The sequence below is a fragment of the Caballeronia insecticola genome (assembly GCF_000402035.1).
Lineage (GTDB): Bacteria > Pseudomonadota > Gammaproteobacteria > Burkholderiales > Burkholderiaceae > Caballeronia > Caballeronia insecticola.
The window spans coordinates 772525-797932 of sequence record NC_021287.1 but is presented as its reverse complement, the minus strand read 5'-3'; the positions used below and the strand labels follow the sequence as shown (position 1 = coordinate 797932).

22 protein-coding genes, 1 tRNA gene and 1 riboswitch are annotated in these 25408 nt (G+C 58.5%); of the genes, 16 read left to right on the top strand and 7 right to left on the bottom strand.

The features are described 5' to 3' along the window. Positions 1 to 4 precede the first annotated feature (4 nt). From BRPE64_RS03660 to BRPE64_RS32740, 13 genes are all read left to right on the top strand, one after another. Positions 5 to 1213 carry an MFS transporter gene (locus BRPE64_RS03660; RefSeq protein WP_016344662.1) on the top strand — a complete coding sequence of 403 codons (1209 nt, stop codon included), beginning with the start codon at positions 5 to 7 and terminating at the stop codon, positions 1211 to 1213. A 45-nt stretch (positions 1214 to 1258) separates the two neighbouring features. Then, positions 1259 to 1348, top strand: a tRNA-Ser gene (locus BRPE64_RS03655). Positions 1349 to 1589: 241 nt separating this feature from the next. Further along, entirely contained in the window at positions 1590 to 2834 is a 1245-nt protein-coding gene (locus BRPE64_RS03650; RefSeq protein ID WP_044041219.1) for a tyrosine-type recombinase/integrase, read from the top strand. Positions 2835 to 2925: 91 nt separating this feature from the next. Then, complete coding sequence (locus BRPE64_RS03645; RefSeq protein WP_044041218.1) at positions 2926 to 3711, top strand: hypothetical protein; 786 nt, start codon at positions 2926 to 2928, stop codon at positions 3709 to 3711. A gap of 135 nt (positions 3712 to 3846) precedes the next feature. Further along, on the top strand, positions 3847 to 4056 hold the full coding sequence (locus BRPE64_RS03640; RefSeq protein WP_044041217.1) for a helix-turn-helix transcriptional regulator: 210 nt from the start codon (positions 3847 to 3849) through the stop codon (positions 4054 to 4056). Between the two features lie 522 nt (positions 4057 to 4578). Next, positions 4579 to 5007, top strand: a complete 429-nt coding sequence (locus BRPE64_RS03630) for a hypothetical protein (RefSeq protein WP_044041215.1) — start codon at positions 4579 to 4581, stop codon at positions 5005 to 5007. Next, a complete protein-coding gene (locus BRPE64_RS03625; protein ID WP_044041214.1) occupies positions 5000 to 5230 on the top strand; it encodes a hypothetical protein in 231 nt (76 codons plus the stop codon). The genes BRPE64_RS03630 and BRPE64_RS03625 overlap by 8 nt, the downstream gene beginning before the upstream one ends. After that, positions 5227 to 5457 carry a transcriptional coactivator p15/PC4 family protein gene (locus tag BRPE64_RS03620; RefSeq protein WP_016344659.1) on the top strand — a complete coding sequence of 77 codons (231 nt, stop codon included), beginning with the start codon at positions 5227 to 5229 and terminating at the stop codon, positions 5455 to 5457. The genes BRPE64_RS03625 and BRPE64_RS03620 overlap by 4 nt, the downstream gene beginning before the upstream one ends. Continuing rightward, a complete protein-coding gene (locus BRPE64_RS03615) occupies positions 5454 to 5789 on the top strand; it encodes a hypothetical protein (protein ID WP_044041213.1) in 336 nt (111 codons plus the stop codon). The genes BRPE64_RS03620 and BRPE64_RS03615 overlap by 4 nt, the downstream gene beginning before the upstream one ends. Beyond that, positions 5786 to 8578, top strand: a complete 2793-nt coding sequence (locus tag BRPE64_RS03610; RefSeq protein ID WP_016344657.1) for a DUF927 domain-containing protein — start codon at positions 5786 to 5788, stop codon at positions 8576 to 8578. Before BRPE64_RS03615 ends, BRPE64_RS03610 begins: the two co-directional genes overlap by 4 nt. A gap of 659 nt (positions 8579 to 9237) precedes the next feature. Continuing rightward, positions 9238 to 9813, top strand: a complete 576-nt coding sequence (locus tag BRPE64_RS03605; RefSeq protein ID WP_160167916.1) for a helix-turn-helix transcriptional regulator — start codon at positions 9238 to 9240, stop codon at positions 9811 to 9813. 1417 nt (positions 9814 to 11230) lie between these two features. Next, positions 11231 to 12391: a hypothetical protein gene (locus tag BRPE64_RS32745; protein ID WP_144063315.1), complete on the top strand. Its 1161-nt coding sequence runs from the start codon at positions 11231 to 11233 to the stop codon at positions 12389 to 12391. A 229-nt stretch (positions 12392 to 12620) separates the two neighbouring features. Continuing rightward, positions 12621 to 13643, top strand: a complete 1023-nt coding sequence (locus BRPE64_RS32740; RefSeq protein ID WP_144063314.1) for a hypothetical protein — start codon at positions 12621 to 12623, stop codon at positions 13641 to 13643. On the opposite strand, the gene istB is transcribed toward BRPE64_RS32740, so the two are convergent. Both istB and istA read right to left on the bottom strand, forming a co-directional pair. Further along, positions 13588 to 14355 (bottom strand): IS21-like element helper ATPase IstB, encoded by a 768-nt coding sequence (istB, locus tag BRPE64_RS03580; protein WP_044041207.1) that lies wholly within the window; start codon positions 14353 to 14355, stop codon positions 13588 to 13590. The genes BRPE64_RS32740 and istB overlap by 56 nt on opposite strands. Positions 14356 to 14367: 12 nt before the next feature. Next, positions 14368 to 15891 (bottom strand): IS21 family transposase, encoded by a 1524-nt coding sequence (gene istA, locus BRPE64_RS03575; protein ID WP_016344653.1) that lies wholly within the window; start codon positions 15889 to 15891, stop codon positions 14368 to 14370. A 109-nt stretch (positions 15892 to 16000) separates the two neighbouring features. On the opposite strand from istA, the gene BRPE64_RS33145 reads away from it, so the two are divergent. Beyond that, positions 16001 to 16624: a hypothetical protein gene (locus BRPE64_RS33145; RefSeq protein ID WP_160167915.1), complete on the top strand. Its 624-nt coding sequence runs from the start codon at positions 16001 to 16003 to the stop codon at positions 16622 to 16624. Positions 16625 to 17308: 684 nt separating this feature from the next. On the opposite strand, the gene BRPE64_RS03565 is transcribed toward BRPE64_RS33145, so the two are convergent. The 4 genes from BRPE64_RS03565 to BRPE64_RS03550 all read right to left on the bottom strand — a co-directional run bounded on the left by BRPE64_RS03565 (position 17309) and on the right by BRPE64_RS03550 (position 21392). Continuing rightward, on the bottom strand, positions 17309 to 18787 hold the full coding sequence (locus BRPE64_RS03565) for a YncE family protein (protein ID WP_016344650.1): 1479 nt from the start codon (positions 18785 to 18787) through the stop codon (positions 17309 to 17311). Continuing rightward, the gene (locus BRPE64_RS31835; protein ID WP_084675719.1) at positions 18784 to 19275 is read right to left on the bottom strand and encodes a DUF305 domain-containing protein; all 492 of its coding nucleotides are present in this window, start codon (positions 19273 to 19275) and stop codon (positions 18784 to 18786) included. The genes BRPE64_RS03565 and BRPE64_RS31835 overlap by 4 nt, the downstream gene beginning before the upstream one ends. 135 nt (positions 19276 to 19410) lie before the next feature. Beyond that, positions 19411 to 20046: a uracil-DNA glycosylase gene (locus BRPE64_RS03555; RefSeq protein ID WP_160167914.1), complete on the bottom strand. Its 636-nt coding sequence runs from the start codon at positions 20044 to 20046 to the stop codon at positions 19411 to 19413. 95 nt (positions 20047 to 20141) lie between these two features. Then, on the bottom strand, positions 20142 to 21392 hold the full coding sequence (locus BRPE64_RS03550) for a TDT family transporter (RefSeq protein WP_232519194.1): 1251 nt from the start codon (positions 21390 to 21392) through the stop codon (positions 20142 to 20144). A gap of 11 nt (positions 21393 to 21403) precedes the next feature. Here BRPE64_RS03550 and BRPE64_RS03545 point away from each other — a divergent pair, with 11 nt between their 5' ends. Then, positions 21404 to 22312 carry a LysR family transcriptional regulator gene (locus tag BRPE64_RS03545; RefSeq protein WP_044041205.1) on the top strand — a complete coding sequence of 303 codons (909 nt, stop codon included), beginning with the start codon at positions 21404 to 21406 and terminating at the stop codon, positions 22310 to 22312. Here the strand turns inward: BRPE64_RS03545 and BRPE64_RS03540 are convergent. Further along, positions 22299 to 23381, bottom strand: coding sequence for a molybdopterin-dependent oxidoreductase (locus BRPE64_RS03540; RefSeq protein WP_044041204.1), 1083 nt, complete (start codon positions 23379 to 23381; stop codon positions 22299 to 22301). The genes BRPE64_RS03545 and BRPE64_RS03540 overlap by 14 nt on opposite strands. A gap of 117 nt (positions 23382 to 23498) precedes the next feature. Then, a riboswitch (Fluoride riboswitch) is annotated at positions 23499 to 23615 on the top strand. Between the two features lie 90 nt (positions 23616 to 23705). Here BRPE64_RS03540 and BRPE64_RS03535 point away from each other — a divergent pair. Next, entirely contained in the window at positions 23706 to 25010 is a 1305-nt protein-coding gene (locus tag BRPE64_RS03535; RefSeq protein WP_044041203.1) for a voltage-gated chloride channel family protein, read from the top strand. Positions 25011 to 25408: the final 398 nt, after the last annotated feature.

Here is a 25408-nt window from a genome sequence, read left to right as displayed (position 1 = left end):
CACGATGGCGCCCGGCTCCGTCATGCGAAATCGCCCGTTCGCGCTTTTCTGGGCCGGGCGGGTGATGTCTTCGGTGGCGTTTCAGATGATGTCGGTCGCGATCGGCTGGCAGGTCTATTCGATCACGCATAGCGCGTACGCGCTGGGTCTCGTCGGCCTCGCGCAGTTCGTGCCGATGTTCGTGCTGACGCTCGTCGTCGGCCATGTCGCGGATCGTTACGACCGGCGCACGATCGCGTACATCTGCCATTCGATCGAGGGCGTCGGCGCGCTCGCCTTGTGTCTCGGCGCGTGGCATGGCTGGGGCAACGTCGGCCCGATCTACGTCATCGCGATGATCACGGGCGCTGCGCGCGCATTCGAATCGCCGTCGATGGCGGCGCTCCTGCCGAATCTCGTCGCGCGCTCGCAATTGCAGCAGGCGACGGCGTGGTCGACATCCGCGAACCAGACCGCGATGATTCTCGGCCCCGCGATGGGCGGCCTCTTGTACGGCCTGGGCGCGCTGACGGTGTACGGCGCGGTGACGATTGCGTTTCTGGCGGCGGCGTTCTCGGTCGCGGCCATCAAGATCGATGAAGCCGTGCGCATGCGCGCGCCGTTGTCGTTCGCGGCGCTGTTCTCGGGCATCGGGTTCATCAAGAGCAAGCCGGTGATTTTCGGCGCGCTGTCGCTCGATCTGTTCGCCGTGCTGCTCGGCGGCGCGACCGCGCTTCTGCCGGTGTACGCGCGCGACATCCTGCATACCGGTCCGTGGGGACTCGGCGTGTTGCGCGCGGCGCCTGCCGTGGGCGCGCTCACCGGCTCCGTTTACCTCGCACACTTTCCGTTGCGGCAGCGCGCGGGCACGGCGCTGTTCGGCGGCGTGATCGCGTTCGGCATCGCGACGATCTGCTTCGGGTTGTCGCGCAATATCGTGCTGTCGCTGATTGCGCTTGCGGCGCTGGGCGCATCGGATGTGATCAGCGTGGTCGTGCGCTCGTCGCTCGTGCAGTTGCAGACGCCCGACGAGATGCGCGGGCGCGTCGGGGCCATCAACTCGCTGTTCATCGGGACGTCGAATCAGCTTGGCGAATTCGAGTCGGGGATGACGGCGGGGTTGTTCGGCGCGGTGCCGGCGGTGCTGATTGGCGGCGTCGGGACGATCGTCGTCGCGTTGCTGTGGATGCGCCTTTTTCCCGCGCTCCGGGCGACGAAATCGCTCGACGGCTGAGCGCAACTTCGCGCCGATGACTTGCGCTACAATACGCGCCTTGCTGGAGGTGTGGCCGAGCGGTTTAAGGCACCGGTCTTGAAAACCGGCGAAGGAGCGATCCTTCCGTGAGTTCGAATCTCACCGCCTCCGCCACCCCGCCTGTTTTTTCTCGTCTCGTTTCGTCGCGCTTGATCGCGCAAATCCCCGTCCAGCAAGACTTCCAGCCCAATTCAGCTCCGTCGGAGCGTCTCGACTCATTGCGTTTCGACGCGTTCAGTCGTAAATTTTATGGTGGATGGGATGGTGGAGGGCTGATGGTGGAGGGGCTGGTGGGTAGATTGCTCGCGGCTCCATCTAAGGCTCTCACAGCTTGTGGAAACTTCGACGATCGGCGATGCCAAAGAAAGCGAAGGAACTTGGACCGTTGGCGGTCAGCAGACTGAAGGAACCAGGCCGATACGCGGTGGGGGGCGTCGCTGGCTTGTACCTTGACGTCTCGGACACTGGGGCGGGCTACTGGGTGCTTCGCGTGGTTGTCGCCGGCAAGCGTCGCGAGATTGGCATCGAGGCCTACTCGCAGAAGGGGATGGGCGTCGCCGAAGCGCGCGAGAAGGCCCTCGCCCTCCGGGAGGACATCAAGCGCGGTATCGACCCTGTGATGCAGCGGAAGGAAGCGGCGAGCCGACTGCGCGCGGGCCACGCGCTGGAGATGACCTTCGAGAAGACCGCAGAGCGGTACATCGCTGCGAAGGAAGTCGAGTGGCGCAACCTTAAGCACGGCGCGCAGTGGACATATACCCTCGCCGAGTACGCTCACCCGGTCATCGGCAAAATGCAAATCCGCCATGTGACGCGCTCTCACGTACTAGAGATCCTTGAACCCATTTGGCAGTCCAAGACCGAAACTGCTAGCCGCCTGCGCGGCCGGATTGAGGCCATTCTCGACTATGCGCGCGTGAAGGGTTTCCGGGATGAAGGTGTCAACCCGGCCGCGTGGCGGGGCAACCTCGACAAGCTATTGAGCGCCCCGAAGAAGACCAAGCGCGTTCGCAATCACCCCGCCTTGTCGATCGCACAGATGGGCGCGTTTATGAAAAGGTTGCGCGCCATTGAAGGCATTAGCGCGCGGTGCCTGGAGTTCTCGATATTGACCGCGGCGCGATCCGGGGAAGCGCGGGCTGCTGACTGGCGCGAGATAGACCTCGAAAAACGTATTTGGACGGTGCCGGCCGAGAAGATGAAGGCACGGAAGGAACATCGCGTGCCCCTGCCCACGGCGGCCGTGCGGCTGCTGAAGGCAATCAAGCGCCAAGACGATGTCTGTCTCGTGTTTCCCAGCCCGCGGGCGAGCGGCGCGCTGTCTGATATGTCTCTGCTTGCGATCATGCGCCGGCAAGGTTTGGAGGCCACGCCGCACGGCTTCCGATCGACGTTCAGGGATTGGGCGAGCGAGTACACAAACTATCCTCGCGAGCTGGCCGAGGTAGCGCTCGCACATATCAAGGGCGATGCGACCGAGGCGGCCTACTGGCGCTCCGACGTGCTGCAAAAGCGCCGACGGCTGATGGATGACTGGGCCGCGTTCTGTGACAAGGTCATTGATGAAGGGACAGTCATCCCGATGAACAATCAGGCGTGAAAGTTTGCCGTGCCTAGCCCGACGAGGCGAAAACCGGGTGCCCTTCCCGGCTGGCACGTCTCCCAAATAGGGCTCTGCAACAGGGCGAGCAATGTTTGAAATCATCGGGGAGTTCGACGACCCAGACGATCGTCGGGCCGCAGATCTTGGGCTAACCGGTTTCGTTGAGAACGCGAGGAAATGGTGTTTTCCGCGCTGGCACGGGTATGCGGGCGCCGCGAACGTAAGCGAGATATTCGCGCTCTCGAAAGTGGTGGAAACGGTCGAGGATCGATGGAATTCCTTGGGCCAACAAGAAGCCGTGGAGCACGGCTGGACATATACGCCAGAGCATGGCGTCACTTCCCTCTTGCTATCTCAGATCAGGGAAGGCGATCTAGACGAGCTTCCGTCTCCATTCAGAGGCTGCACCGATCCAGTGACGGCCTTCCTTCATCAGCCGGCTGTTTTGATGATGCTGGCCGCGCAGGCATTATCAGAGATAGACCGTGCCGGCGCATGTCTCCGACAAGGCGAAGTCACGAAAGCGCTTAAGCATCTATCGAATTCGAATAGCAGCCTCGTGGTCGCGAGTGAGGCGGCTGGGCGCGAGTATGCCGCCCAAAAGGCACGCGAAGCAGCCCGGGTAGATCTGCTGGAGCGTTCGTCGAATGGGGGATTTGCCCGCGCAGAGCGTTACCAGCCAATCAAGAATTGGCTCCGTGACCAACTCGATACGGGCGCGTGGGACGGCAAGTCTTCTCGACAAACGGCAAAAGCTCTCGAGGCCTGCGCACTAGAAATTAACCTTCGACACCGATGCGGCCTGAGCGAAGACAGAGCATCCACGACCATTTATGAATGGGTCCTCGATCTGCGTAAAGAAAGGTCTGCCTAGTAGGTTTGCTTGGCAGGCGTATACGACGAGCGACTACGCGGTTACGCGCAGTCGGCGGGCGGCTATTTTCTTAGACTCTTGGGGTATTTAATCCGTACCGACCCGTGCAATTCCGCACGCTTTCGAGTCGATACGATGCTCAACATTGAAGTCCGCAACTTCGACAGCCTGCCCGCTGCGGCAGGCGTCAGAGTTCAAACCGTTGCTGCGCTCTGCTCCTGCAGCGTCTCTGCCGTCTGGAATCGTTCCAAGCGCGGCGACCTCCCGAAACCCCGCAACATCGGCGGCCACGCCTTGTGGAACGTCGGCGAGCTGCGTGCGGTCCTGCTCGGAGAGTCCGCATGACAGATAAGAAAATAGCTGGCTCGAAGGCCAGTCAATCAAACAACCCAAATAGAGATGCTAGATCGGAGCGCTTACAGGCGCCATCGGTTAGGTACGATTTCGCGAACAACTTGACGGACGGCGAATTGCTCGACTATCCTCCGGGAACGGTGCTCAAAACACCTCTACAAGCGGTCAAGCCACCCCGTCAGTCTGTGGCTTTTGTTTCGCCTATTGGTTTTGCGCCTATGGGCGGGAGTGCGGCTAATAAAAGACCCGCAAGGGGAATATGCCCGCCGTCTTGTAGCGGTTTTGAGCTCCTGCCCACCCGTCTCAAAAACGGGCCTAGTCTCACTACAAGGAGCAAAGCCATGCATGGCACTACTCTCGCTCGTCCTGAGCAAACGCAATCTCCGCTTCAACTTCAGATCATCAATCGCGCCCTGCGCGACGCAGCGCTCGCGCCGAGCGCGAACGACGCGCTTGACTGCTGCGCAGATGCACTCCTCGAGCTTGCCGAGCTCGCCCGTGCGGAGGTGCGCCATGACTAAGACAACACGCACCGCTATCCAGCAAATACCTTCGGCAGCAAGCCTGCTCGCGTTTTTCGCAGAGCGCTTCGACATGGCGAACGCCTCGGACAGCGAACTGCAATTCCTCGCGGACTGCCTAACCGTGGCGGGCGATTCCGCGTCGTCGTTAGCCACCGTCGTATCAGCCATCGGATGCTTGATCACCAATGACCGAAGCCCTGAACTCAAACCAGTGCGCTCCGGCGCGTTACAGGAAGCCGAACACCCTCTTTTGCTCTATCGCATCGCCAGTGAAATCGAGCTCATCGGTCAGATCGTCGAGACCGCGTCTGAGGCCGAGTGCGTCCTTCGACAGCGATTGATCGACCGTCTCAAATTAGAGCGCTCTAGTCGTGCTCACAGCGATGAGTACTCCTTACAGGAGGGAAACCATGGTTAGGCACCTCGAGATGGCGGCGAAGGTTCAGCAGTTCCACGATGTCTTGCAGATGTTGCTGATCGCCATTGCAGACCTTCCTGTGAGCGACGACCACCCTGTATACGGTGTCGTTCGCATGTTGATCGATCAGTCTGCTGGCGTCGCAGAACAGTTGCATGAATACGTGGACGCAGATTGCGTACGCCACGGTCAGTGCGCGATCGGTTCGAAGGAGGATGTATGAGTACGGTCGATCAGGACAAGGTGGTGATGGATATCCAGAAGAGCGCGACGCAGCGCATCCGGATCATTCATCGTTGGTACAAAGGCCGCGAGTACGTCGATGTCCGGCTTGTGGTCGCCAATGCAGCGGGTGAGTTCGTGCCGACGCAGAAGGGCATCATGCTGCGCCCGGAACTACTGCCGCAGATCATTCAGGGGCTGACGCTGGCCGCGCGGGAGGTCGTATGAACGAGAACTACAAACTCGGCATCCCAATCGCTGAAGGCGAGTACGCGAGCCCGACTGAGTGCGTTCTCATGTGCGGCTTCCTTGTGTTTCATGCAAAGAAGGCTGATCCCGATGTGCGCCAGTTCGCGCGCCGCGTGCTCGACGTGGTGTTCGCCGCAGCGGCCGAGAAAGGATTTCGCCGCGCCGATCTGCTTGAAACCATGATGTCCAAGCGTGAACCATCGCCGCGCATGCGCGTTCTCGCGGGGCAAGCGACGGCGGCGATCGGCGACAACCTTGCCTTCGCTCGTGTGATTGCCCGAGCAGGCTCGATTGCAGGAGGTAAGCAATGAGCACCGTCTTTGATGATCATCAGCGGATCCTTGAAGCACTCTCGTACATTCCGCCGGACGTTGAGCGCGACGTATGGTTTCGTGTCGCTGCATCGCTCAAGCATAGCGAGGGCGAAGCTGGCTTTGTGATGTTTGACAACTGGAGTCAGGGAAGCCCGAACTACGTGGCGGCTGACGTTCGGGATACGTGGCGCTCAATTCGTCCCGACGCCGGTATCACCATCGGCACGCTGTTCGCGATCGCGAAGAAGTACGGCTACAAGCCGCGTTCGACCGCCGCAACGGTTATCGACCCGGCAGAGGTCGAGCGCCGTCGTGTCGAGCGCGACGCACGCACGGAACAAGAGGCGCAGAAACGAACGAAGGCCCGTAAGCACGCGGCCTCGCTTGCCATCGCCGTCATTGAGAAAGCTCACCCCGCTCGCGACGATCATCCGTACCTGATGCGCAAGGGTGTCAGTGCGGTTGACACCCTGCGCGAAATGGACGCCGCGAAGCTTCAGAAGCTGATCGGCTACCGGCCGCAATCGGGCGGCGCGCAGCTCGAGGGGCGCGTTCTCATCGCACCTGTGCAGGTCGGGGGCGCTGTGACCACCATCGAGATGATCGATGAACTCGGGCGCAAGTCGGCCTTGGCCAATGGGGAGAAGGCGGGCGGCTGCTGGTTCGCCGCCGCGCCCGAAGAGTGCAAACGCATCCTCATCGCCGAAGGTGTCGCTACAGCGCTGTCGGCTCACCTCTGTACGGGTGATGCGGCAGTGGCGGCGCTCTCGGCGGGCAACCTCACGAAGGTTGCACAGACGATGCGCGCGGCCTATCCCGATGCCGAAATCACTGTACTGGCTGACCTCGGTAACGGACAGCAGAAGGCGGTGGAGGCGGCGCGATCCGTCGGTGGCGCCGTTGCCCTCCCGGAGTTCGGCGACAAGCGTGGTGACGACGAAACGGACTTCAACGACATGCACACACGTTTTGGAGCGGCCGCGGTGGCCAGGCAGATCAGGAAGGCTGCGAAGCCCGATGGCGGCGATGAGCCGGACCGTAGCGGCGCAGGAGCGACAACTGCCAGCGGAGGCGAACTAGAAGCGTATTACGAGCGCCGTCAAGACGGCTTGTACTTTGTGGGCGTGAAAGTCGATCGCGACAGCGGCAAGACGGTTTATCTCGCGCCTCGATGGCTCTGTGACTCGCTGGAGGCGTTGGGAAGCGGCCGCGACAGCTCAGGCCGTCAGATGCGCGTGTTGCGCTGGCGGCGCGCGGGTTGCGGCGAAGAGGTAATCGAAGCCATGCCCAATGCAGAGATTGGTGAGCGCGACGGTTGGGCGCGATTGCGTAGCGGCGGGCTGGCGGTCGCAACCGATCGCGCGGCTCGTGAGCGACTTGCGTACTGGCTTCAGACCGAGAACCGCGACGCGTGGTATGAGATCGTCAGCATGACCGGTTGGCAGCACGGCGCTTTCGTATTGCCGACCGGGGAAGTCGTTGGGCAACCCAATGCTCGTATGCACTTCAACGGCAAACCGGACAATCCGAGCGCCTATAAGGCGCGTGGCACGCTTGGCGATTGGCGAGAGCAGGTAGGTCGCCTAACGCAAGGCAATGCCCTCGCTATGACGAGCGTGGCATGCGCGCTGGCCGGGCCGCTGCTTTCCATCGCCGGAGAGAAGGACGGCATTGGTTTGCATCTCTATACCAACTCGACAGCGGGTAAGAGCACCTGCGGCGATGTGGCTGCTAGCGTCTGGGGAGACCCAGACCGCAGCAAGGCGAGCTGGAATGGTACGTCCCTAGGTCTGGCGCTGATGTCGGAGTCAGCCAACGATCGATTGTTGTATCTGGACGAGATCGGCTCGGGCGATGCGCGCAAAATCGGCCCGGCGATCTACCAGATGCTCAATGGCATTTCGAAGGTACAAGGAGCGCGTGACGGCGGCACCGTCGCTTCTCGGTCGTGGAGGTTGACGCTCATTTCGACGGGCGAAGTCGCGATGAGTCAGTATCTCGCCGAAGGCGGTCTAAAGCCGCGTGGCGGGCAGGAGGTGCGCTTGCTTGATGTGCCCGCCGACGCGGGCCTGCATCGCGCATTTGACGAACTGCACGGCTACGCGAGCGCCGAAGCTTTCTCTGACGCACTGACGGCTGCTGGTCGCGCACAGCATGGCACGCTTGGGCCCGCGTTCGTGGAATGGCTTCTGCCAAGGTGGAGTGACGCGCGCGAGCAGATCGGGCGCGAGCGTATCCGTATGGCGTCGATGGTGCCGCCGGATGCCGCGCCACCCGTGCGGCGCGCGACACGCAAGTTCGCCCTGCTAGCCGCTGCCTTGGTGATGGCAACGCAGGCGGGCTTGACGGGGTGGACCGCCGAAGAATCGCAGCAGGCGGTCGATACCGTCTGGCGGCGGTGGCTTGATGTGTTCGGGACGGGCGACCGCGACGATGAGCGTTTGATCGAGCAGGTCGAAGGTCTCATCGAGCAGCATGAGCACTCGAGATTCGTTCGCCTGCCGCTTACTGAAAACATGCCCGTGGTGCACAACTCGCTGGGCTTCATCCGGGCCGACGCCGACGGCAAGATCACCGTGTACGTGCCGCCCGCAACCTTCAAGGGGGTGTTCGTCGTCGGTTATGACCTGAAGCACGCCTGCAAGGCCCTTCACAAAGCTCGCATCCTATTGCGTCCCACAGGACGCAAGGGCTGGACGAGAAACGGTGGGCGTGGCTTGGGGCAGGTCTACGTGCTCTACCCACGTAAAAATCACGCTGATTGGAAAGCTGACGACGATCAGTAGCAGCACGTCGCGCTTCTATCTTTTGACCTCGCCACCGCGCGAGGTTTTTTTATGGCCAAACGGAACACATGAACATGAAAGCTTTGTCAGGATCACGTTAAACGCTTTCTAATGGCTTTCGACTGATTTCTCTGCCTTCACAAAATTCCCGTGTAGGGAAATCTCACTGCCAACACTGCCAACTGCCAACTACCCTATTCAAACCCTTATGTTATATAGCTTTTGCTGTTGGCAGTGTGTTGGCAGTGTTGGCAGTGTTTCGCATGACGGAATCCCTGATAGCGGGGTGTGGGCAGTCGACTGCCAACAATTGGCATCAAAGCGCTGCCCACTGCCAACAGCGAAACCCTTACCCAGTAAGGGTTTGAGGCCGCTGTTGGCAGTTTGGCAGTGTTGGCAGTGAGTTTTGTGTACCTATAGAGTGGGGGAAAACTCGACTCGATATCGACGACAGCTTATTGAAAGCAATTGCGACGGCTGTCTGAAGATCGCCTGTTCGTATCCATCCGATTGTCCGAGGCCCACGCCCTCGGTAGGCTCGTTGCTTCGTATCTATCTGCGAGGTCACGATGTCGTTAAGGGTTGTTTGTGCTGGTAGCCATCTCATAAGCGCACTGGGTACCGAGGCGGCCGTCAGGCAATGCGCAGGGGTCACAACCGTGGCCACGACCTGCTGCGGTGATACGCTGGCCAAGCTCGCGAGTGAGTGTGATGTGATTGTCGCGGACCTGCAGAGCGTCTCGTCGAGGCAAAACTCCGCTCGCGAACCTTTGTTGACCCGCATACGGGCGGGACATATTGACGTGGGTTTGGTGCTGCATTCGTGTATCAAGAATCCCGCTTACCTCGCCACGCTGTCGGCCCTGAGCGCCGTTCACGCAGTGCTGGACCGGGATGAAGTCGGCGAGCATCTGAAGTCAGCGATCGATGCCGCGTACGCCCGCCAAAAATTTGTATCGTCCACGCTTGCCAAGTACGCGGCGACGCTGCCTAGACGCGGCCAGAGTTTTCAGCCTCTAAGCGCGTGCGAAATCGACGTTCTCAAGGCGACGCTAGCCGGTCAGTCGCTGAAGGAGATCGCGTTAGCGCGCCACCGCTCGAAGCACACCATCTGCACCCACAAAACGAACGCGATGCTTAAGCTTGGCGTGGCATCGACCGCTGAACTTTTTCGCTTATTCTCAGAAGAGGATGTCTGCATCCTCCATGACAGAGTATTGCAATCGACGGCTTAGTGGGATGTTGAACGCTTAATCCCGTGCGAGTCGGTGTAAGCGGAAAGCTTATGCAGTCACGGCGTGGCTGGAACTTATTGAAAATACGGCTAATGACGCGCTCCATGCATTTAGATGGTCGCCCAGCGGCTCGTAGATATTCTGATATTCCGCATCGTCTCAACGGGCATACCGCATAAGCCGCAACTTCTATTGATTTTGTACCCTTCAAATATCTCAAGTCGACCCTGCGGTCACACGGTCGCCTCTGAAGTGGTCAGTCGGATCGACGTTGCGCGAGTTGCAGTGCCATAAAGCGGTCGTTGGCGACCTCACCTGATCGGCCAGGAGCCGCCGGTCGAGGTCGACATCCAGTTCGACTAGCCAAGCTCTCGTTTCCTGTCGCTCAATGGCCGCTTTGCGGCGAGCAAATCACCGAGGGCACAGCCTCAATCCGGCCAGTTTCTGCCGCTCGCCTGAGTCATAGGGCGGTCACCCGAACGGCTGGTCTACATCCGAAATCCGCCCGACGCTCAACACGCGGTTATCGGCCATTGCAGATGTTCACTACCGACACGCATCCGACGGCTGCCGTCCCAGCAATTTCTGCTGAACCGGCCGTTAGGTGTCGCGCTCAGTCGGGCGCTCGACACCTACGTCGATGCCACTTGGTTAATGTAGAACGCATCAAGCGACAGCCGGTCGCGATACGTATCGCTCGCGCGTCTTATTTGTCGGACGCCAAAACGTCGGTTTGTGCCGACAGATTCAATGGGAAGAATGGTGGCCGTTTCTAACATGTGATTAATGAAGACGCTGCGAGAACCGAAAGCTTACGTGCGGTTTCGACAGTCGGAATTACTTCAATGGAGGCACACAACCTCTCGCCGGGGGTAAACGATGATTTTTACATCCCTTCATTAATACCTATATTTGATCGGATCGGATCGGATCGGATCGGATCGGATCGGATCGGAACGCTGCTGGCAATCACCGAATATCAAGCGGGGGTTAAACTGTGGCTTCTCAGACTTGCCTCCATTTGGTATACCGCGCAATCGTCGCTTTTACGTTATTGGCAACAGACGTTCATGCAGAAAAAAAACAAATCATCCCACTAGTTGACGGCGTCTCTATCAAAACGAGCGACTCTATTGCGAATGTCGATGTTCGAGGAAAATCTATCGGCCTAGGGTTTTGCAGCGTTATGGTCACTGGCGAAGGAAATACAATTGCGTACGCTGCGCCTCCGCAAGCTTGGGGGCCGTGGATTGTCCTCTTCTCCCACGTCGGTGCCGTGAACGCACTCATTAACGTTGATGTGGAATGCGACACAGGCGCGCTGATGGAAGCAAGATATTTCCCTCAACAATAGGTTAGCTTGCCACAGTCGGAGCTTGGAATGAGATTATTCAGTTCGAAAGGAAGGCTCCTGATCTTGACACTGATCTTTTGTTTTGCGATTGGCACGGCAAGTTCGCAAAATGCGTTGGTAAGCTGGGGCCCGGAAAAGTCACCGTATAAAATTGGTAGCTACGATTGCAAAGAAAATAATGTGCAGTTGATTTTGATCCAGGGAACAATAGAACTTGTGCATCCTGATGATAAGCCTGGATTGTCTCCTCCGCCCGAGATATTTATCGATTGTGACAAGATTATGTTCGCGCCAAATTCGAAGGTGGTCACCATGGCGGCGCTGTATATAAGGGGCGAGACATCAATTGGCGGTGCCATCAACATAGAGAATCGCCGCGGGGCGCAGGGCGCTGATGGCCTATTCGATCCAAACGCGGACGTCGTTAGAAGAGCGCCGAACGGTCCGGATGGTCCACCGGGACAAAATGGAGACGATGCTGAAGATACTTCGATTAAGTATCCGCTTGGGCGCAATGCAGAAACCGGTCACGCAGGGGGCAACGGCATCCGTGGGCAAGATGGAGGGCGTGGAAGCGATGCCTCCGACGGGCGTGACGGTTCTGCCGCCGCCGCGATTACTCTGAAAGCGCGTACTTACAGCCCTGCAACGACGGTAGTGCTGAGTGCCATTGGAGGGAAAGGCGGTGCAGGCGGTCATGGAGGCCGCGGCATTGACGGCGGAGACGGCGGAACGGGCGGAACTGGCGGTAAGGGGGGAGATGCGGCTGTTGGACGCACTGCTGCAACTGGAGGCGTCGGCGGTGCTGGCGGAGATGGTGGAAACGGAGGTTGGGGAGGGCCGGGCGGCGACGGCGGAAACGGCGGAAGAGGCGGCGACTTGAACGTGTACATCATTGCGGAAGACGCAGAACATAAAGGGAACCCCCCGTCCGATTTCAAATACACGCTTAATGGTGGCGGAGGCGGAGAACCAGGAATAGGAGGGGCGCCGGGAGCAAAAGGGATAGGTGCAAAAGGTGGCTTCGGCGGGTGCGGAGGCAATGGATCGAACTTAGGTCCGATCGTATTTCACCCTAGCGGGGCATGCGCGGGCCAAGGGCCCCACGGCAAAGATGGTAGAGATGGCGAACCGGGGCCGACCGGAAAATGGGGGCGAGACGGCGACCCCGGCCGTCCCGGTGACTGGAACATCGGCTTTGTCGTGGAAAAGGGAGGTCACTGAAGTGTACCCGCACTGCGTAGCACGGCGCCTTTTCATGGTCATAGCTTGTTGTCTGCTAGTGCCACTCGCGCATGGCACGGACGACTACAGATCGCTCTCCATCCCCCGAAGCAACAACAACGCAATAACAATCGGGTCGGGCATCGACGTTGACCTAGTAAATCAACAAAGATCCGCATGCCTAAATTATAAGGACTCGGATGTAGCGTGGCTGGACGGCGCAGGTGCAGTGCAGACCAACGCAACCATCGAATTGGTAAGTGATTACACGTCACTTGCAAAGACATTGAATCTTGAGGTCGATTACAAATCAAAGGCAGATGTTAATTTTGCCGCGCTAAAAGCGGGTGCCAGTTCGTCGCTCAACATCAAGTATGACTCGTTTGCGAAAGATGAAAATCGAAACCTCGCAATTGTTGTGAAAGCTTTCAGCGACTACGGAAGACGAGGCTTGACTCAATATTCACTCGATGAAAAATTTAGACACCTTATCGATGACAAGAAGTTTGATGAGTTTCGCACAGCATGTGGGACTCATACCGTCGTAGCGCAGCACAATCAATCCATGGTCGCAGTAGTCCTGCTCATTTCAGCTTCGTCAGCAGCGTCCAAGAAGAGCATCGAAGCCACCTATAAAACCGCATTTGAAGGAAAAGCTACCATAAACGCAGTCGGAGTTTCCGGAAACGTTGAGATGGGAACGCGCTGGAAGACGATCGTTGAGACTGCAGAGCGTCTTGGAAAAATAAAGATCGACTTTGAATCTCGCGGAGGAGCTGGGATTTCCGATGCGCTCAAAGTCGCTGTTTCCGCTGACCCCGAAAACATCAATTCGATCTTGTCAACATTAACGACTATTGGGACGTCGTTCACTCAAACTACTTCGGCGCCCGTCGGATATCTGCTGGTGCCCAACACAGTTTTCGGCGTAAAGGAAAAGGTGAGCGATCCGGCGAAGCTGGAAGCTCTCAATAACTATTATCTTCAACTTACTAGAGTTGACTACGCCATCTCACGGGTCGATGGCTACAACGTCTCTTTCCCAGATCTAGCCGTCAAGTATCAGTCGTCCCCCCAGATGTTAGAGCTGCGAGCATACCGAAATGCGTATTTCGGCGAACGTGACCGCCGATTTCGGGAACGTGACCGATTCGGCAAGGTCGGGCGTTGCGCGGTGTCGATTGTAGATTTCCTTGCTAGTTCTGGTCGAGTTCTGGTTCGAGCACGCTTGGTTTCGGAGATGGTTTTCTAAGAGATTCGCCCGTCAGTTTGATGCGGTGATGTCGCTGCATAAGGCGATCGAGCATTGCGTCGGCGATCGACTCGTCGCCTATCCAGCCATGCCAGTGTTCGATTGGTAGCTGACTGGTGACGATCGTGGCTTTTCCGGCAGATCGGTCATCAATCATCTCGAGCAAATCGTTTCGGACCATCGAGTCGAGCGGAGCCATTCCCCAATCGTCCAGCAGAAGAACATCAACGCGAGCAACCTGCAGCAGCCATTTGGTGAAGCCGCCGTTGCCGTGGAGGACACGCAGTTCCTCGCTGAGACGCGGCACGCGCAGGTACAACGCGGAGTGCCCGCGTCGGCATGCATACTGCGCGAGGGCACAAGCGAGCCATGACTTACCGGCACCGGTTGGGCCGCTAATGAGCAGGCTGTATCCCGCCTCGACCCAGTCGCCGAGAGCCAGGCTTGTGAGAGAACGCGGGTCCACGCCTCGACCAGCGCGGGTGTCGAGATCTTCGATGGTGGCCTGCGGATACTTCAGGCGCGCTTGCTTGAGCAGTCGGGTGCGGCGACGATCATCGCGCCAACTTGCTTCCCTGTCGACCAGCAACGACAGGCGTTCCTCGAAGCTCAGAGTCGCCGTGCCGGGCTGCGTCAGTTGCTCTTCCAATCCGTTGGCGAATCCGTCCAGCTTCAGGGTGCGTAGTTGCGTCAAGGTTTGGTGCATCATCATGACCGATTCTCCTTATTGATAGTAGCTGGGGCCGCGTACATGCGCGTGACTCGGACTGACCCATTCGGCAGGCGTGGTCGCTGCCGCGCGGTCGCGCTTGTTGACCAAGATGTCGCGCACGTGGCGGTAACGATGCACACCCAATTCGAGCGCCAATGCACATGCCGCTTCGAGACGGTCGCGACCATAGCGACGTGAGAGCGAAAGCAAGCCAAGGCATGCCCGATAGCCGTGCTCGGGATGGCGCTGTTCCTGCAGAAGCCGCGCGACGAGCGCGCCGGTGGCGCCGCCAATCTGCTGACCCCAGTGGATAAGCCGCTGCGGAGTCCATTCGAGATGGGCGCGGTGTGCCGCCGGCATGTGCTCGACGACGGTGGTGTAGCCTCCCACGCGATCATTGCGCGCATGGCTGGCCACACGGCGACCGCGATGCAACAATTCGACGGCACCCGCTGTGATGCGCGCATCGAGCTTGAGTCCGACAAGCGCGTGCGGAACGCTGTAGCGATGTTTATCGATCTCGATGTGATAGTCGATGTGAACCGTCACTGCCTTGAACCGCGCGAGCTCATACGGCTGCGCCGGCAGCGGTTGCAGGGCCGGCGCGTCCAGTTCGGTGAACGCGCTTGCGCGGCATCCCGGCAGCTTCTGGAACGAGCGCTCGTTCAAGTTCTTCAGTAGCGGACGGATCGCGTCGTCCACCGACTGGACCGACTCGAACTGATGATGACGTAGGCGCGCCATGATCCAACGTTCGACCACCTGAACCGCCACTTCAACCTTCGGCTTATCCTGCGGGCGATAAACGCGTGCAGGCAGAAATGAGGTGCCATAGTGACGCGCGAAGTCCAGCACGGTGTCGCCGGCGCGAGGCTCATAGCGATCGGGATCGGCGATCATCGCGCGCGGGTTGTCCGGCACGATCAGCTGGGGAACGCCGCCGTAGAAGGTCAGCGCGCGGGCGATACCACTCAGCCAATCCTCCATCGTCTCGGCCGGCGTGGCGCATGCGAATGTATAGCTCGATGCGCCCATGGCGGCCACGAAGATGTGCGCGCGGCGCCCTGTGGTCAACGGCAACGTGGGACCGGCGAAGTCGACGAATAGCTTCTCGCCAGCTCGGTGGATCTGCCGCATGGAGCGCTTCAGCCGTTTCGCGAACGCCTTATAGTGCTCGCAGAACTGCGTGTAACGGTAAGTCTTCCGATTCGCGAACTCCGCCTGATATTCCTCCCACAACAACGTCAGCGTCACGCCCTTGCGGCGCAGCTCTTGATGAATGCGACCGTAGTCGGGCTGTGCATAGGCCGCGGGTCCGGTGGGCTTGCCAAGAAGCCGTCGCTCGAGCTCGCCTTCGTCCATATCACAGGCGATCGCCCAATCCAGCCCGGCGGCACCCGCCAGTCCGACGTACTTCGTGACCACGCCCTTGGAAATACCCAGCGACGCGGCGATTCGATCATGCGAGAAACCGCCGTCGAACTTAAGTCGTAAAACGTCCTTGATCATGCGCATGTTCATCCGGTGCGCGGGCATGCTTTCTCCGGCCAAAGCCGGCGAGCATAGCTCGCGTGGTTGATGTCATGCGCAACGCCAGTCCTGTCGTACGGTCCGTTCGGTCACGTTCCCGAAACGGCCGGTCACGTTGCCGAAATCGCCGGTCACGATCCCGAAACCGCCGGTCACCTTCGTCCGAAATACGCACCGAAAAGAGATAGTGTCGGCGATTGAACGTTGCGCTGTATCCAGCATTTGCGACTTCCTCCCTAAAAAGGATCTAGGCGTTTTGTTTGCCGAAGACATCATATCCGACAGTTCGGTCGAGCTAAGCTGCTCTTACACACGATTTAACAGTGCCGATGGCGGAGTGGCGCTGAATGTTCTTAACAATGCTGCGGTCGTTGTACGTGGGAAGGCGCGGTTAACTGAGTTTGTTTCGCTGCCAACCGCCTTCATTTCAAGACTTGGGCCATCGTCTCCCCCGAGAGCGATGGTTACTCACTGGCAGAGTTTGAGCATGTCAACACCACCCGATTCCGACGGCGACGTTCGGCTGATTGGCCAGATTGACAACCAGATCTTCAAGCCTGATGTCGAAGTCGGCGCTGGCGGTGTTGTCATCAAAAACGAGGATGAAATTAGCTCGATCGTCGCTGCGATGTTGGGCTCGATCTACGCGATCGATATGCAAGGGAAAAACGGGTTCTTCGTACAGAACGCGGTCGGTCCGCCGTTCGGCGGCAAGTGCCCGGTGCGACAGCCGGTCTAGGCGGCCGCGGACATGAATTAACGACAGTACGCGCCGAACCTGCGTATAGAAGCATCCTGCCGCAAATCCTACCCGTCTCGAGATAGCGATTCCGAGCTTGCGCGGTAGCGAAAATATCGCCAGCGATGAGGGCCGCGTCCACCGCGCATCAATCTGAACCGGGAGTCAGTGAACGAGCGCGTGAAGCCGTGATGCTCTGTATGTCGACTCTTGCACGTTGAACCTGATCGTTCGAGCTGGTACGGGCCAGTGACAGTCCGGAGGACTATAGCGGCTGTTGAGCGGTCGTCGGATGCGCGTCTGCAAAGGCCGAGTGCGTTCGACCCCCGTGATGTCATGGATGGCCGTCGGACATCGGAAGCCGCCGTTGACTTCATGTCAGGTCCAACGGCGGTTGAGGGTCGAGAGTTCGCGTTGACGACCAGCCGTTACCGGGCAGCCAAATATTAGTGGCCGCTTTACGGCGATGAGTTCGGAGCTCGGATTGGCTCACCCCGACCCGAAGCGGACGATCAATGAGCCGTAGTATGTCTGGCGGTTTTCAAGGTGCAACGGCCATTCCCATAGTTGCCGGGATGATTTTGAACACCATTTACGCAGGGCTGGCGCGCTGGCGCGCTACCATTAATGACGATAGCGGTTGTTGCACCGCCTGCATTTGCTTGATCCGAATAGCTTCGACTTTTAATTCGACTGCACTTGAACGGCGGTGCCGATTTTTTCTGCGCCGCGCGGGGCAACGACCAGATATCTTTGCGTGCTCGTGGCACTGTTCGCTTCTGGCCGGACGATCTGACGGATTTGCCCGATCGCGTTGACGATCGCTGAACCCGCCGGGTTGCTCATGAAGTTCGCCAACGGTTCCAACTCGCCGCTTCCATCAGGGTGGTCTGAAAGCGCAATAACATAGGGTTTCTTTGGCTCCAACCCCGTGACCGACGCTTGCAATACCTGAACTAAGCCCTGATCAAACAGTGACACGCTCGTTGGCTCGGTTGTGCTTGCTGACGTAGACGAATCTCCCACCGCCATCATCGTCAGATGTGCCGCTTTGCCTGCCACACCGAGTGGCTGCGTATTCTGGGTGCCATCACCCATTCGAACGGCATTCGGTACATAGGTAACCGCTTGTGGCGCTTGTCCGATTGGCACAGTGGCAATCACCTGGTTCGTCAACGTGTCGATCGCAGTCATCGCATCGGCGTTTTCAAGACCGACGTACATGCGTGTGCCGTCGCCTGATGGCCAGATGCCGTGCGGAAGTTTTCCGACGGAGATCGTCGCGACCTGGGAGAAGTCATCAGTTTTAAACACCTTGACTTCATTGGTACCGCCAATCGTCACGTAGGCAAAAGAGCCGTTGCTATTGTGTGCGAAGTTGACGTGATTGCTGATCGGACCGGTATCGATCGTCTTGAGGATATTGAACGGTGGTCTGGCGTTAAATACCTGCGTCTTGCCAGTATCCTTCAAAGTGAACCACACCTGCTTGCCATCAGGTGTGGCCGCGATGTTCGGACAAAATGGACTGGCCTGCGTAACGTGGCCGACTATCTTATGACTCGCGACATCGATCACGACGGTCTGCGGATTAAACGACGAGCAGACATACCCGTATTTCCCGTCAGTCGAGAAGATCTGCATGCCGGGTCCTGCTGGCACGACAATGCGAGATTTCTCTTCGTAGGTCGAACCATCCAGCACGGCGATGTAATTTTCACCTCGCACCGTAACCCAAACCTCCTTGCCGTTGGGCGTGAAGAACGCCTCGTGCGGGGACCGTCCGACATACGTCACATGCTTGAGCGCGTTGGTCTCGGTATCGATGAACGAGACTGAATTGGAGCCGATCGAGACCACCGCGATCGTCTTGTGGTCCGGCGAAAAGCCCATGCCATGAACCAGCACCTGGCCTTTGTAGAGCGGGCTGAAATTGCCGGGCGACGGATCGCCGAGCTTGATCAAGCCGACTAGCGTATTACTGGCAGGATCGATGACGGAGACGGTATTAGAAAACTGCTCGGCGGCGTAGACGCGATCCTGATGGCTGATGGGTATGTCGGCGGCAGAAGCCTTTCCAGGTGCCTGCCCTGCGAGGGCAACCGGCGCAAAGACGAGCGCGACCAGGGCTGAAAGCGTCGAGACTGCGGGCATGCGGTTCATTGTGACTCCTGGTTCATTTTCATGGACATGCTGTCATGTTTAGGGGACTGCATTTTTCCTTGTGCAATATCGGACGCCCGGTCTGCGCTACCAGCTGTGCCAGTCGCTGAAGTTGATACGCTCGAACCGATCGCCAGATGCATCGCAACGATCTCTTGCTGCTGCTCAACCACAATCTCTTGCGCGATGCGGCGCAACTGCTCGTTCTTTCCATATTGCAGTTCGGCGCGCGCCATATCGATAGCGCCCTGGTGGTGCGGCGCCATCATCGCCACGAAATCATTGTCGATATTCCCACTCGGCTTGACTGCCATGTTCGCCATCATGGTCGACATCGCCGTATCGTTTTCGGATAGAAATGAAGCCTCCGCGGATGAAGCATCCGACGGTGCGTCGCCCGCAAAAGCGACAACGCTTGCGGGCAGAAAAATGAGGGCGCCAGCTAACGACAGTGTGGCGGCTAGCCAGTCCGGGGAATTCGAAGCCATCGTGCATGTTCCTGATTAGGTAAGTGGCAACGGGCGAACGCCGTTTATGGGCCGTTTATTCCCGGATATTTTCAAACAAAGGGTTTACCACTTGTGGCAAGACAAACGTCTGCGCCAGCACCGCTTGCAGCATTATCAGGACGCGGCTACGCGCGCGGCCCGCTCGAGCGTTTCGACTATGTTTGTTGCAACGTTCCGGAACCGGCACACGGCGAGAGGACTTGGATGAGGCATCGTAAGAATCACAGGAGAGCCCGGCAACTGTTTGAGCATAGAGAACGCACGTTGAGCTTTGCGACCTGCCAATACGATCACGCGCAAATCAGGCAACAGTCCGACCAACGATGGCAATTCGCCGATTCCCCGCTCAATCTCACCGATCGTCAAAGTTGCGCGTGGCCCGTCTGACGCCGGTAGCCATGGGAACACGTTCCACAACACACTCTGGCGACGAGCCAATCCCGCTTCATCGAAGAAGCGCTTGAGGTTCCGTTGCGCGGGCACCGGATTGTCCAGCGATACAAACCGCGGCCGGGATGCAAGTCTTGCCGGAGACTCGAGAAGCACAAGCACCTTGGCCTGGCAGCCGCCGTCAAGCGGATCGATATAAGGGACTTCACTGCTTCGCGCGGACAGCTCTTCGGCGAATCGGGTCAAGGGTTTGATATGCGGTTGATCGAGGAGCGCGATCCGTCGCTGAAGCGCCTCCGAGTCTCGGAGCAGATCGCATGCTTCTGAAAGCGCCTTAGATCCTTCGTCGGAATCGTTCATGGAGCGCCAATGGGTGCTGGAGTCATGGAGTAAACCGAGTCGTTGAAGATCATCGCCCTGCTCCGGCTCACTCTGATCCACCCGGGACAACCGTTTCATTTCCTGGGCGTAGCAAGGCAAGGTGCTTGAAAGAGGTTGCCGTGCCACATTCCCTTGAGCGTCTTGCTCACCACGATCAGCCAGAACCCGATCAGCGCGACTGTAAGCGCCGTACCGATGACTGCAAATGGAAAGAACTGCGTGAGCCGATACAGCGCGAAGGTCGTAGCGGTGTACACGCCGATCGGAAACGTGAACCCCCACCATCCCATGTTGAACGTCATGCCTTCGCGCTGATACCGCACAGTCAGGATGACAGCGATCACGAGCCACCACACGCCCACGCCCCACAGAAGCAGGCCGCCCAGCAGTCCGAAGTCCCTAGCCACGATTGCCACTTGTTCGAGCACCGTGCCGGCGAATGCGGCAGGCGCAGCTTGACCGAGCAGCAGCAGACCAAGGCTTCCGGTCCCGATCGGACCCAGCGTGAGCCACGACGACGCCGCCATGTCACGATGCGGAAGCTTGTGAAGCGCGAGGCGCAAAAACACGATTGTCAGGATCGAAAATGCAAGAGGTACGGAAATCGCCCAAAGCACATAACCCGTTCCGACAAGCAACTGCGCGGCACTGTGCGAAAGATGCGGTGCGAGCACGCCGGCACTGGACGCAGTCACCTCAGGTGCAACGATTGGCAACAGCCAGACGGCAGTCATCTGTTCGGTCGAATGCTGCTGTGTCGTGAACATGCGATACGGCACGAGACACGCAATCGATACCGCCAAGCCTGCGTCGATCCACCACAACGCGTGCGCTACGCTCAGTGCTGCCGGGCCGAAAAGCTCGGGGCCAAACACGCTTAGACCATTCACGATGGGAATCAGCCCCATCGGGATCGCGCCCAAGAACATCGATTGCACCGGATGGTCGAGCATGGGCTTGAACGTTTCCGGAAACCGGACCAGGCGCGCCATAAAAAGAATCGAAAAAACAGTGAAGAACACGATGTCGATCATCCACAACGCCTCCGCAACCGTGTGTTGACCGGCCAAACGAAATGGCGCGGCGAGAAGGACAAGAAAGACGATCCCGGTTCCCATCGTCAACGCGAACCAGTTAGGCGTGAATTGGCGAACTATTTCACGGTGGCGAGTGACGTGCTTGAACGGTTTGAGAGCATCAAATCGTGCTATTTCCGGTGTTTTCACCTGCGTTTCGTCCATCTTGGTTGACTCCTCGTTAATCTGTATGTCAAGAATAACAAAATTGCAGATATACTTAAAATACATATAAAGCATCTTCTCCATATCAAATAGGCATGAATTTCACCCACTTACTGGCCTTTTACGAAGTCGCGCGCGCAGGCTCAATCAGCGCTGGCGCACAACGTCTGCACGTCAGTCAGCCAGCTGTAACTCGCGAGATCAGGGAGCTCGAGGAGCGTCTGGGCGTGACCCTATTCGACCGGTTGCCACGAGGCGTTGCGCTCACTCAAGTGGGCAATACGCTGCTGGAATATGCGACCCGGATATTCGCGTTGTCGGAAGCAGCGGAACGCGAGTTGACCGAACTGGCGGGATTAACTGCGGGTCAGTTGTTGATCGGGGCGAGTGCGACCGTCGGTGTTTATCTGGTGCCCGCAGTGATCGCGCAGTTTAATGTCCTTTTTCCCAAGGTAACCGTGGAGCTGACGGTGGCTAATACCGAACAGGTCGAACAGGGACTCCTGGCACACGCTTTCGGACTGGGTTTCATCGAAGGTCCCTACGATGCCGCCGTTTTCGATGCCAACGTCATCGGTGCAGATGAAATCATTGCGGTGGCTGCAGTCGGGCATCCATTGGCGAAGCGCAGATTTGCCGCACGCGAACTGGCCGACAAAGCCGTGATCCTGCGCGAACCGGGCTCCGGAACGCGGGCTGCCGTGGAAGACGCGTATAAACGAGCAGGCTTGTCGATGACGCCACTCATGTCGGTCAGCCATACCGAGGCCATCAAGCGGATGCTGTTATCAGGCCAAGCCATCGCCTATGTTTCCTCACTGAGCGTCGCCGAAGAAATCGCGCGCGGAGATCTTGTCAGGCTAAAGGTCATCGGCGTCGATATCACGCGCTTGCTGCACGTCGTGTGGTTGAAAGGCAGATCGTTTGCGCCCAGCACGGAGGCTTTCGTCAAACTATTTGATGAACAATTTCCCCCCCGCTTCAGCTCTGTTATTGTGCGGTGACGGTAATCCGATGCCACGCTGTACTTAGATAGCCTTTGAAATTCCATACATCGGCTACTTGCGATACCTGAGTCTGTCCCGCCGAGTCCCATGCGCGCACTGAGAGTTCATGCGTGCCCTCCGGCAGCGCCAGTTCGACGGTCCAGAGCGTCCAGCTCCACGGGGTGCTAGGCTCGACGTTGAGTGCGGCTTGTGTCCACGTCACACCGTCATCTGACGACACTTCCACGCGCGCTACTGATGTTCCCGTCGCCACAGCGTATCCGGCGACCCGGACAGGACCTGCGCACAATGTCGCTCCGTCGTTCGGTTCGCAAATGGCCGAGTTCAGCGGCATATCGTTGATCGTCGTCCCGTTCTCCCAATCCGCGCTGGCTTCATCGACGGAAGCGGGGAACAATTTGTACTCGCGTTGCTGCATGTGATTGTCCGAAGGTTTGTCGCGCACCTCAATCGATGCCAGCCACTTCGGACTACGCACGCCCGCGTATCCTGGAACCACTACGCGCAATGGATACCCATGCTCCGGGCTCAACACTTCGCCGTTCATTTCATAGGCAAGCAGCACATCGCCTGATAGCGCTTTGCTCGCAGGAATTGAAACACCATAGCGGAAGCGTTTGCCTTCTGCTTCGCAGTCATCGCACGCTGCAAATACCACGTGCGTTTCTCCAACGCACATGATGCCAGCCGATTCGAGCACGTCCTTGAGCCTAACGCCGGTCCAAACCGCATTGCCGATCGCCCCCGGCGCCCATGGGTCACCCGAGACGGGTTTCACCGAGAACAAATCAGCACGCCGGTTTCCAGCGCATTGCATGACCGCACTGACGGAAACGCGCTCAAAGCGGCTTTTGAGATCGTTCAGTGAGAGGCTGATCGGACGGCTTACCTGGCCTGAGACCGAAATCCGGTGGAGCGTCTCGTCAATCACCGGCACATTGCCGTGGTTGCGAACGTAGAAGTCGTCTTGAGTCGTGTGCATGCCGGCGATCAAGCGCTTGAGTTCTGGCTCTGCGTTGAGCGGCGATGTGGAATGGATCCGCTTGTCGAGCGCAGCTGGTGTCATTCGTATCTCCGGCGTTGAGTCTGCGTTTGGGAAGAGGCGTTACGGTCCTCTCCGCAGTGCAGGAAGCGCGCCCGGTTCGGAATTCCAGCTCGACAGCCCACGCCGAATTCTTTTACAATCGCTCACGGAGATGGCATGCCTCCCGCAGATCATCGCAAACCGCTGGATTGATTACGTAGCTGACTTACCCGATTGAGTCGCCTAATTAAGCCAGCTAATGATGCCTACGCGTTCCTGGGTCAGGAATCCGTAGGCACGCGCGTTCGGCGCACTTCCCTCGCGGCTTTCGCTGCCCAGGTTTGAGTTCTTCAAACTTGGAAATTCATGAAACGTTTTGTGTTTCCCGAGCAGTTCCCTATGCTGCCGCATGTGGCGCGCTGGCTTTTGCTGTCGGGTCTCGTCGGTGCCCTGGCGGGAAGCGCCTCAGCCTTGTTTCTTTGGGCGCTCGATATCGCCACGAACACTCGCGTGGCGAACCCCTGGCTCATCGGGCTGCTGCCCGTCGCCGGCTTTTGTGTCGGCTGCGTTTATTTGGGGATCGGGGCCAGTGTCGAAGGCGGAAATAATCTGCTGATCGACGAGATCCACGATCCGAAGAAAATCGTTCCAAAGCGCATGGCGCCGCTGGTGTTGATCGCAACGGTGATCACTCATCTATTTGGTGGCTCGGCCGGGCGCGAAGGTACGGCTGTACAGATGGGCGGCGCACTCGCCGATCAGGTGACACACCGCTTCGGTCTTAGCCGCGAGGACCGCCGGATACTGCTGATGGGTGGCATCGCAGCAGGATTCTCGTCAGTGTTCGGCACCCCGCTCGCAGGCGCCCTGTTCGGCCTCGAGGTCTTGGCGATTGGGCGTTTGCGATACGACGCCTTGCTCAGCTGCTTTATTGCGTCGATTTCCGCCGATCTGGTTACACGCGCTTGGGGAATTCATCACACCGTTTATTCGATCCCGTTCATTCCACCGGTCAGCCTGAGCGGATTGGGATACGTGATCGTGGCGGGGATGATTTTCGGGATTACGGGGATGCTGTTCGCCGACGCAACGCATGGTTTGTCGGGGTTGATCAAGCGAATCGTCAAGTACGCGCCGGCCCGTCCGTTCGTGGGTGGCATCGCCGTCGCGCTTGCTTCGTTGGTACCGGGAACATCGCCGTTTCTCGGGCTCGGCATACCGACAATCGTGGAAGCTTTTCACCGGCAGCTTCCCCTTTACACGTCAGTCGGAAAATTTGGCTTTACCGTGATCACGTTAGCGTCAGGCTTCAAGGGGGGCGAAGTCACGCCACTCTTTTACATCGGCGCGACGCTCGGCAACGCGCTCTCTCACGTTCTGGCCCTGCCCTTTCCGGTCCTCGCCGGGCTCGGTTTCGTCGCCGTATTTGCCGGCGCCGCGAATACGCCTATCGCCTCCACGGTCATGGCCATCGAGTTATTTGGGGTCGATATTGGTGTGTATGCAGGGCTTGCATGCGTGGTGGCCTATTTGTTCTCCGGGCACACGGGGATTTACCGGGCCCAACGCGTCGAGCACAGCAAACATGCTGATCTGCCACGCGGTATCCGACTATCTGAACTCGCCGCACTTCGCCGACAAAAATCAACCGCCAACACGAAGAACAAATGACACCAGACCTTCAAGCGGGTAAGCGCAACATAATGGTGCTCCGTCTTTATTTTCCGCACGCGGCGCGCGTCGCCCATAGCCGGTTGTGGCACCACCTGAGCCGGCCGTCACTAGCGAACCACCTGCTCCATCTTGCAAAGAAAAAAGACGGCGTCGACCAGGCCCTAGTGCACCACGTCGATGCAGGCTATCTGCACGGAGATACGAGAATTCGTCATTGACATGTGGAGCACTCGCACCGCAATCTGCCGCAATGCCTCGAACTTATCGACACGGAAGCTACGCTGCGCGCATTCTGCAAGACGCATCGGCAACAACTGGCATTGGCGCGCGTGCTTCTGCTCCCATGCGAAGTAATCGACGACCACGGCTTGGGACTCGATTAATGTCGGTTTTGC

Bases quoted from the DNA above. Each gene is read 5' to 3' on its own strand.
- BRPE64_RS03660 (WP_016344662.1), top strand. From the start codon at position 5: ATGGCGCCCGGCTCCGTCATGCGAAATCGCCCGTTCGCGCTTTTCTGG.
- BRPE64_RS03650 (WP_044041219.1), top strand. From the start codon at position 1,590: ATGCCAAAGAAAGCGAAGGAACTTGGACCGTTGGCGGTCAGCAGACTG.
- BRPE64_RS03645 (WP_044041218.1), top strand. From the start codon at position 2,926: ATGTTTGAAATCATCGGGGAGTTCGACGACCCAGACGATCGTCGGGCC.
- BRPE64_RS03640 (WP_044041217.1), top strand. From the start codon at position 3,847: ATGCTCAACATTGAAGTCCGCAACTTCGACAGCCTGCCCGCTGCGGCA.
- BRPE64_RS03630 (WP_044041215.1), top strand. From the start codon at position 4,579: ATGACTAAGACAACACGCACCGCTATCCAGCAAATACCTTCGGCAGCA.
- BRPE64_RS03625 (WP_044041214.1), top strand. From the start codon at position 5,000: ATGGTTAGGCACCTCGAGATGGCGGCGAAGGTTCAGCAGTTCCACGAT.
- BRPE64_RS03620 (WP_016344659.1), top strand. From the start codon at position 5,227: ATGAGTACGGTCGATCAGGACAAGGTGGTGATGGATATCCAGAAGAGC.
- BRPE64_RS03615 (WP_044041213.1), top strand. From the start codon at position 5,454: ATGAACGAGAACTACAAACTCGGCATCCCAATCGCTGAAGGCGAGTAC.
- BRPE64_RS03610 (WP_016344657.1), top strand. From the start codon at position 5,786: ATGAGCACCGTCTTTGATGATCATCAGCGGATCCTTGAAGCACTCTCG.
- istB (WP_044041207.1), bottom strand. From the start codon at position 14,355: ATGATGATGCACCAAACCTTGACGCAACTACGCACCCTGAAGCTGGAC.
- istA (WP_016344653.1), bottom strand. From the start codon at position 15,891: ATGCCCGCGCACCGGATGAACATGCGCATGATCAAGGACGTTTTACGA.
- BRPE64_RS03565 (WP_016344650.1), bottom strand. From the start codon at position 18,787: ATGAACCGCATGCCCGCAGTCTCGACGCTTTCAGCCCTGGTCGCGCTC.
- BRPE64_RS31835 (WP_084675719.1), bottom strand. From the start codon at position 19,275: ATGGCTTCGAATTCCCCGGACTGGCTAGCCGCCACACTGTCGTTAGCT.
- BRPE64_RS03555 (WP_160167914.1), bottom strand. From the start codon at position 20,046: ATGAACGATTCCGACGAAGGATCTAAGGCGCTTTCAGAAGCATGCGAT.
- BRPE64_RS03550 (WP_232519194.1), bottom strand. From the start codon at position 21,392: ATGGAGAAGATGCTTTATATGTATTTTAAGTATATCTGCAATTTTGTT.
- BRPE64_RS03545 (WP_044041205.1), top strand. From the start codon at position 21,404: ATGAATTTCACCCACTTACTGGCCTTTTACGAAGTCGCGCGCGCAGGC.
- BRPE64_RS03540 (WP_044041204.1), bottom strand. From the start codon at position 23,381: ATGACACCAGCTGCGCTCGACAAGCGGATCCATTCCACATCGCCGCTC.
- BRPE64_RS03535 (WP_044041203.1), top strand. From the start codon at position 23,706: ATGAAACGTTTTGTGTTTCCCGAGCAGTTCCCTATGCTGCCGCATGTG.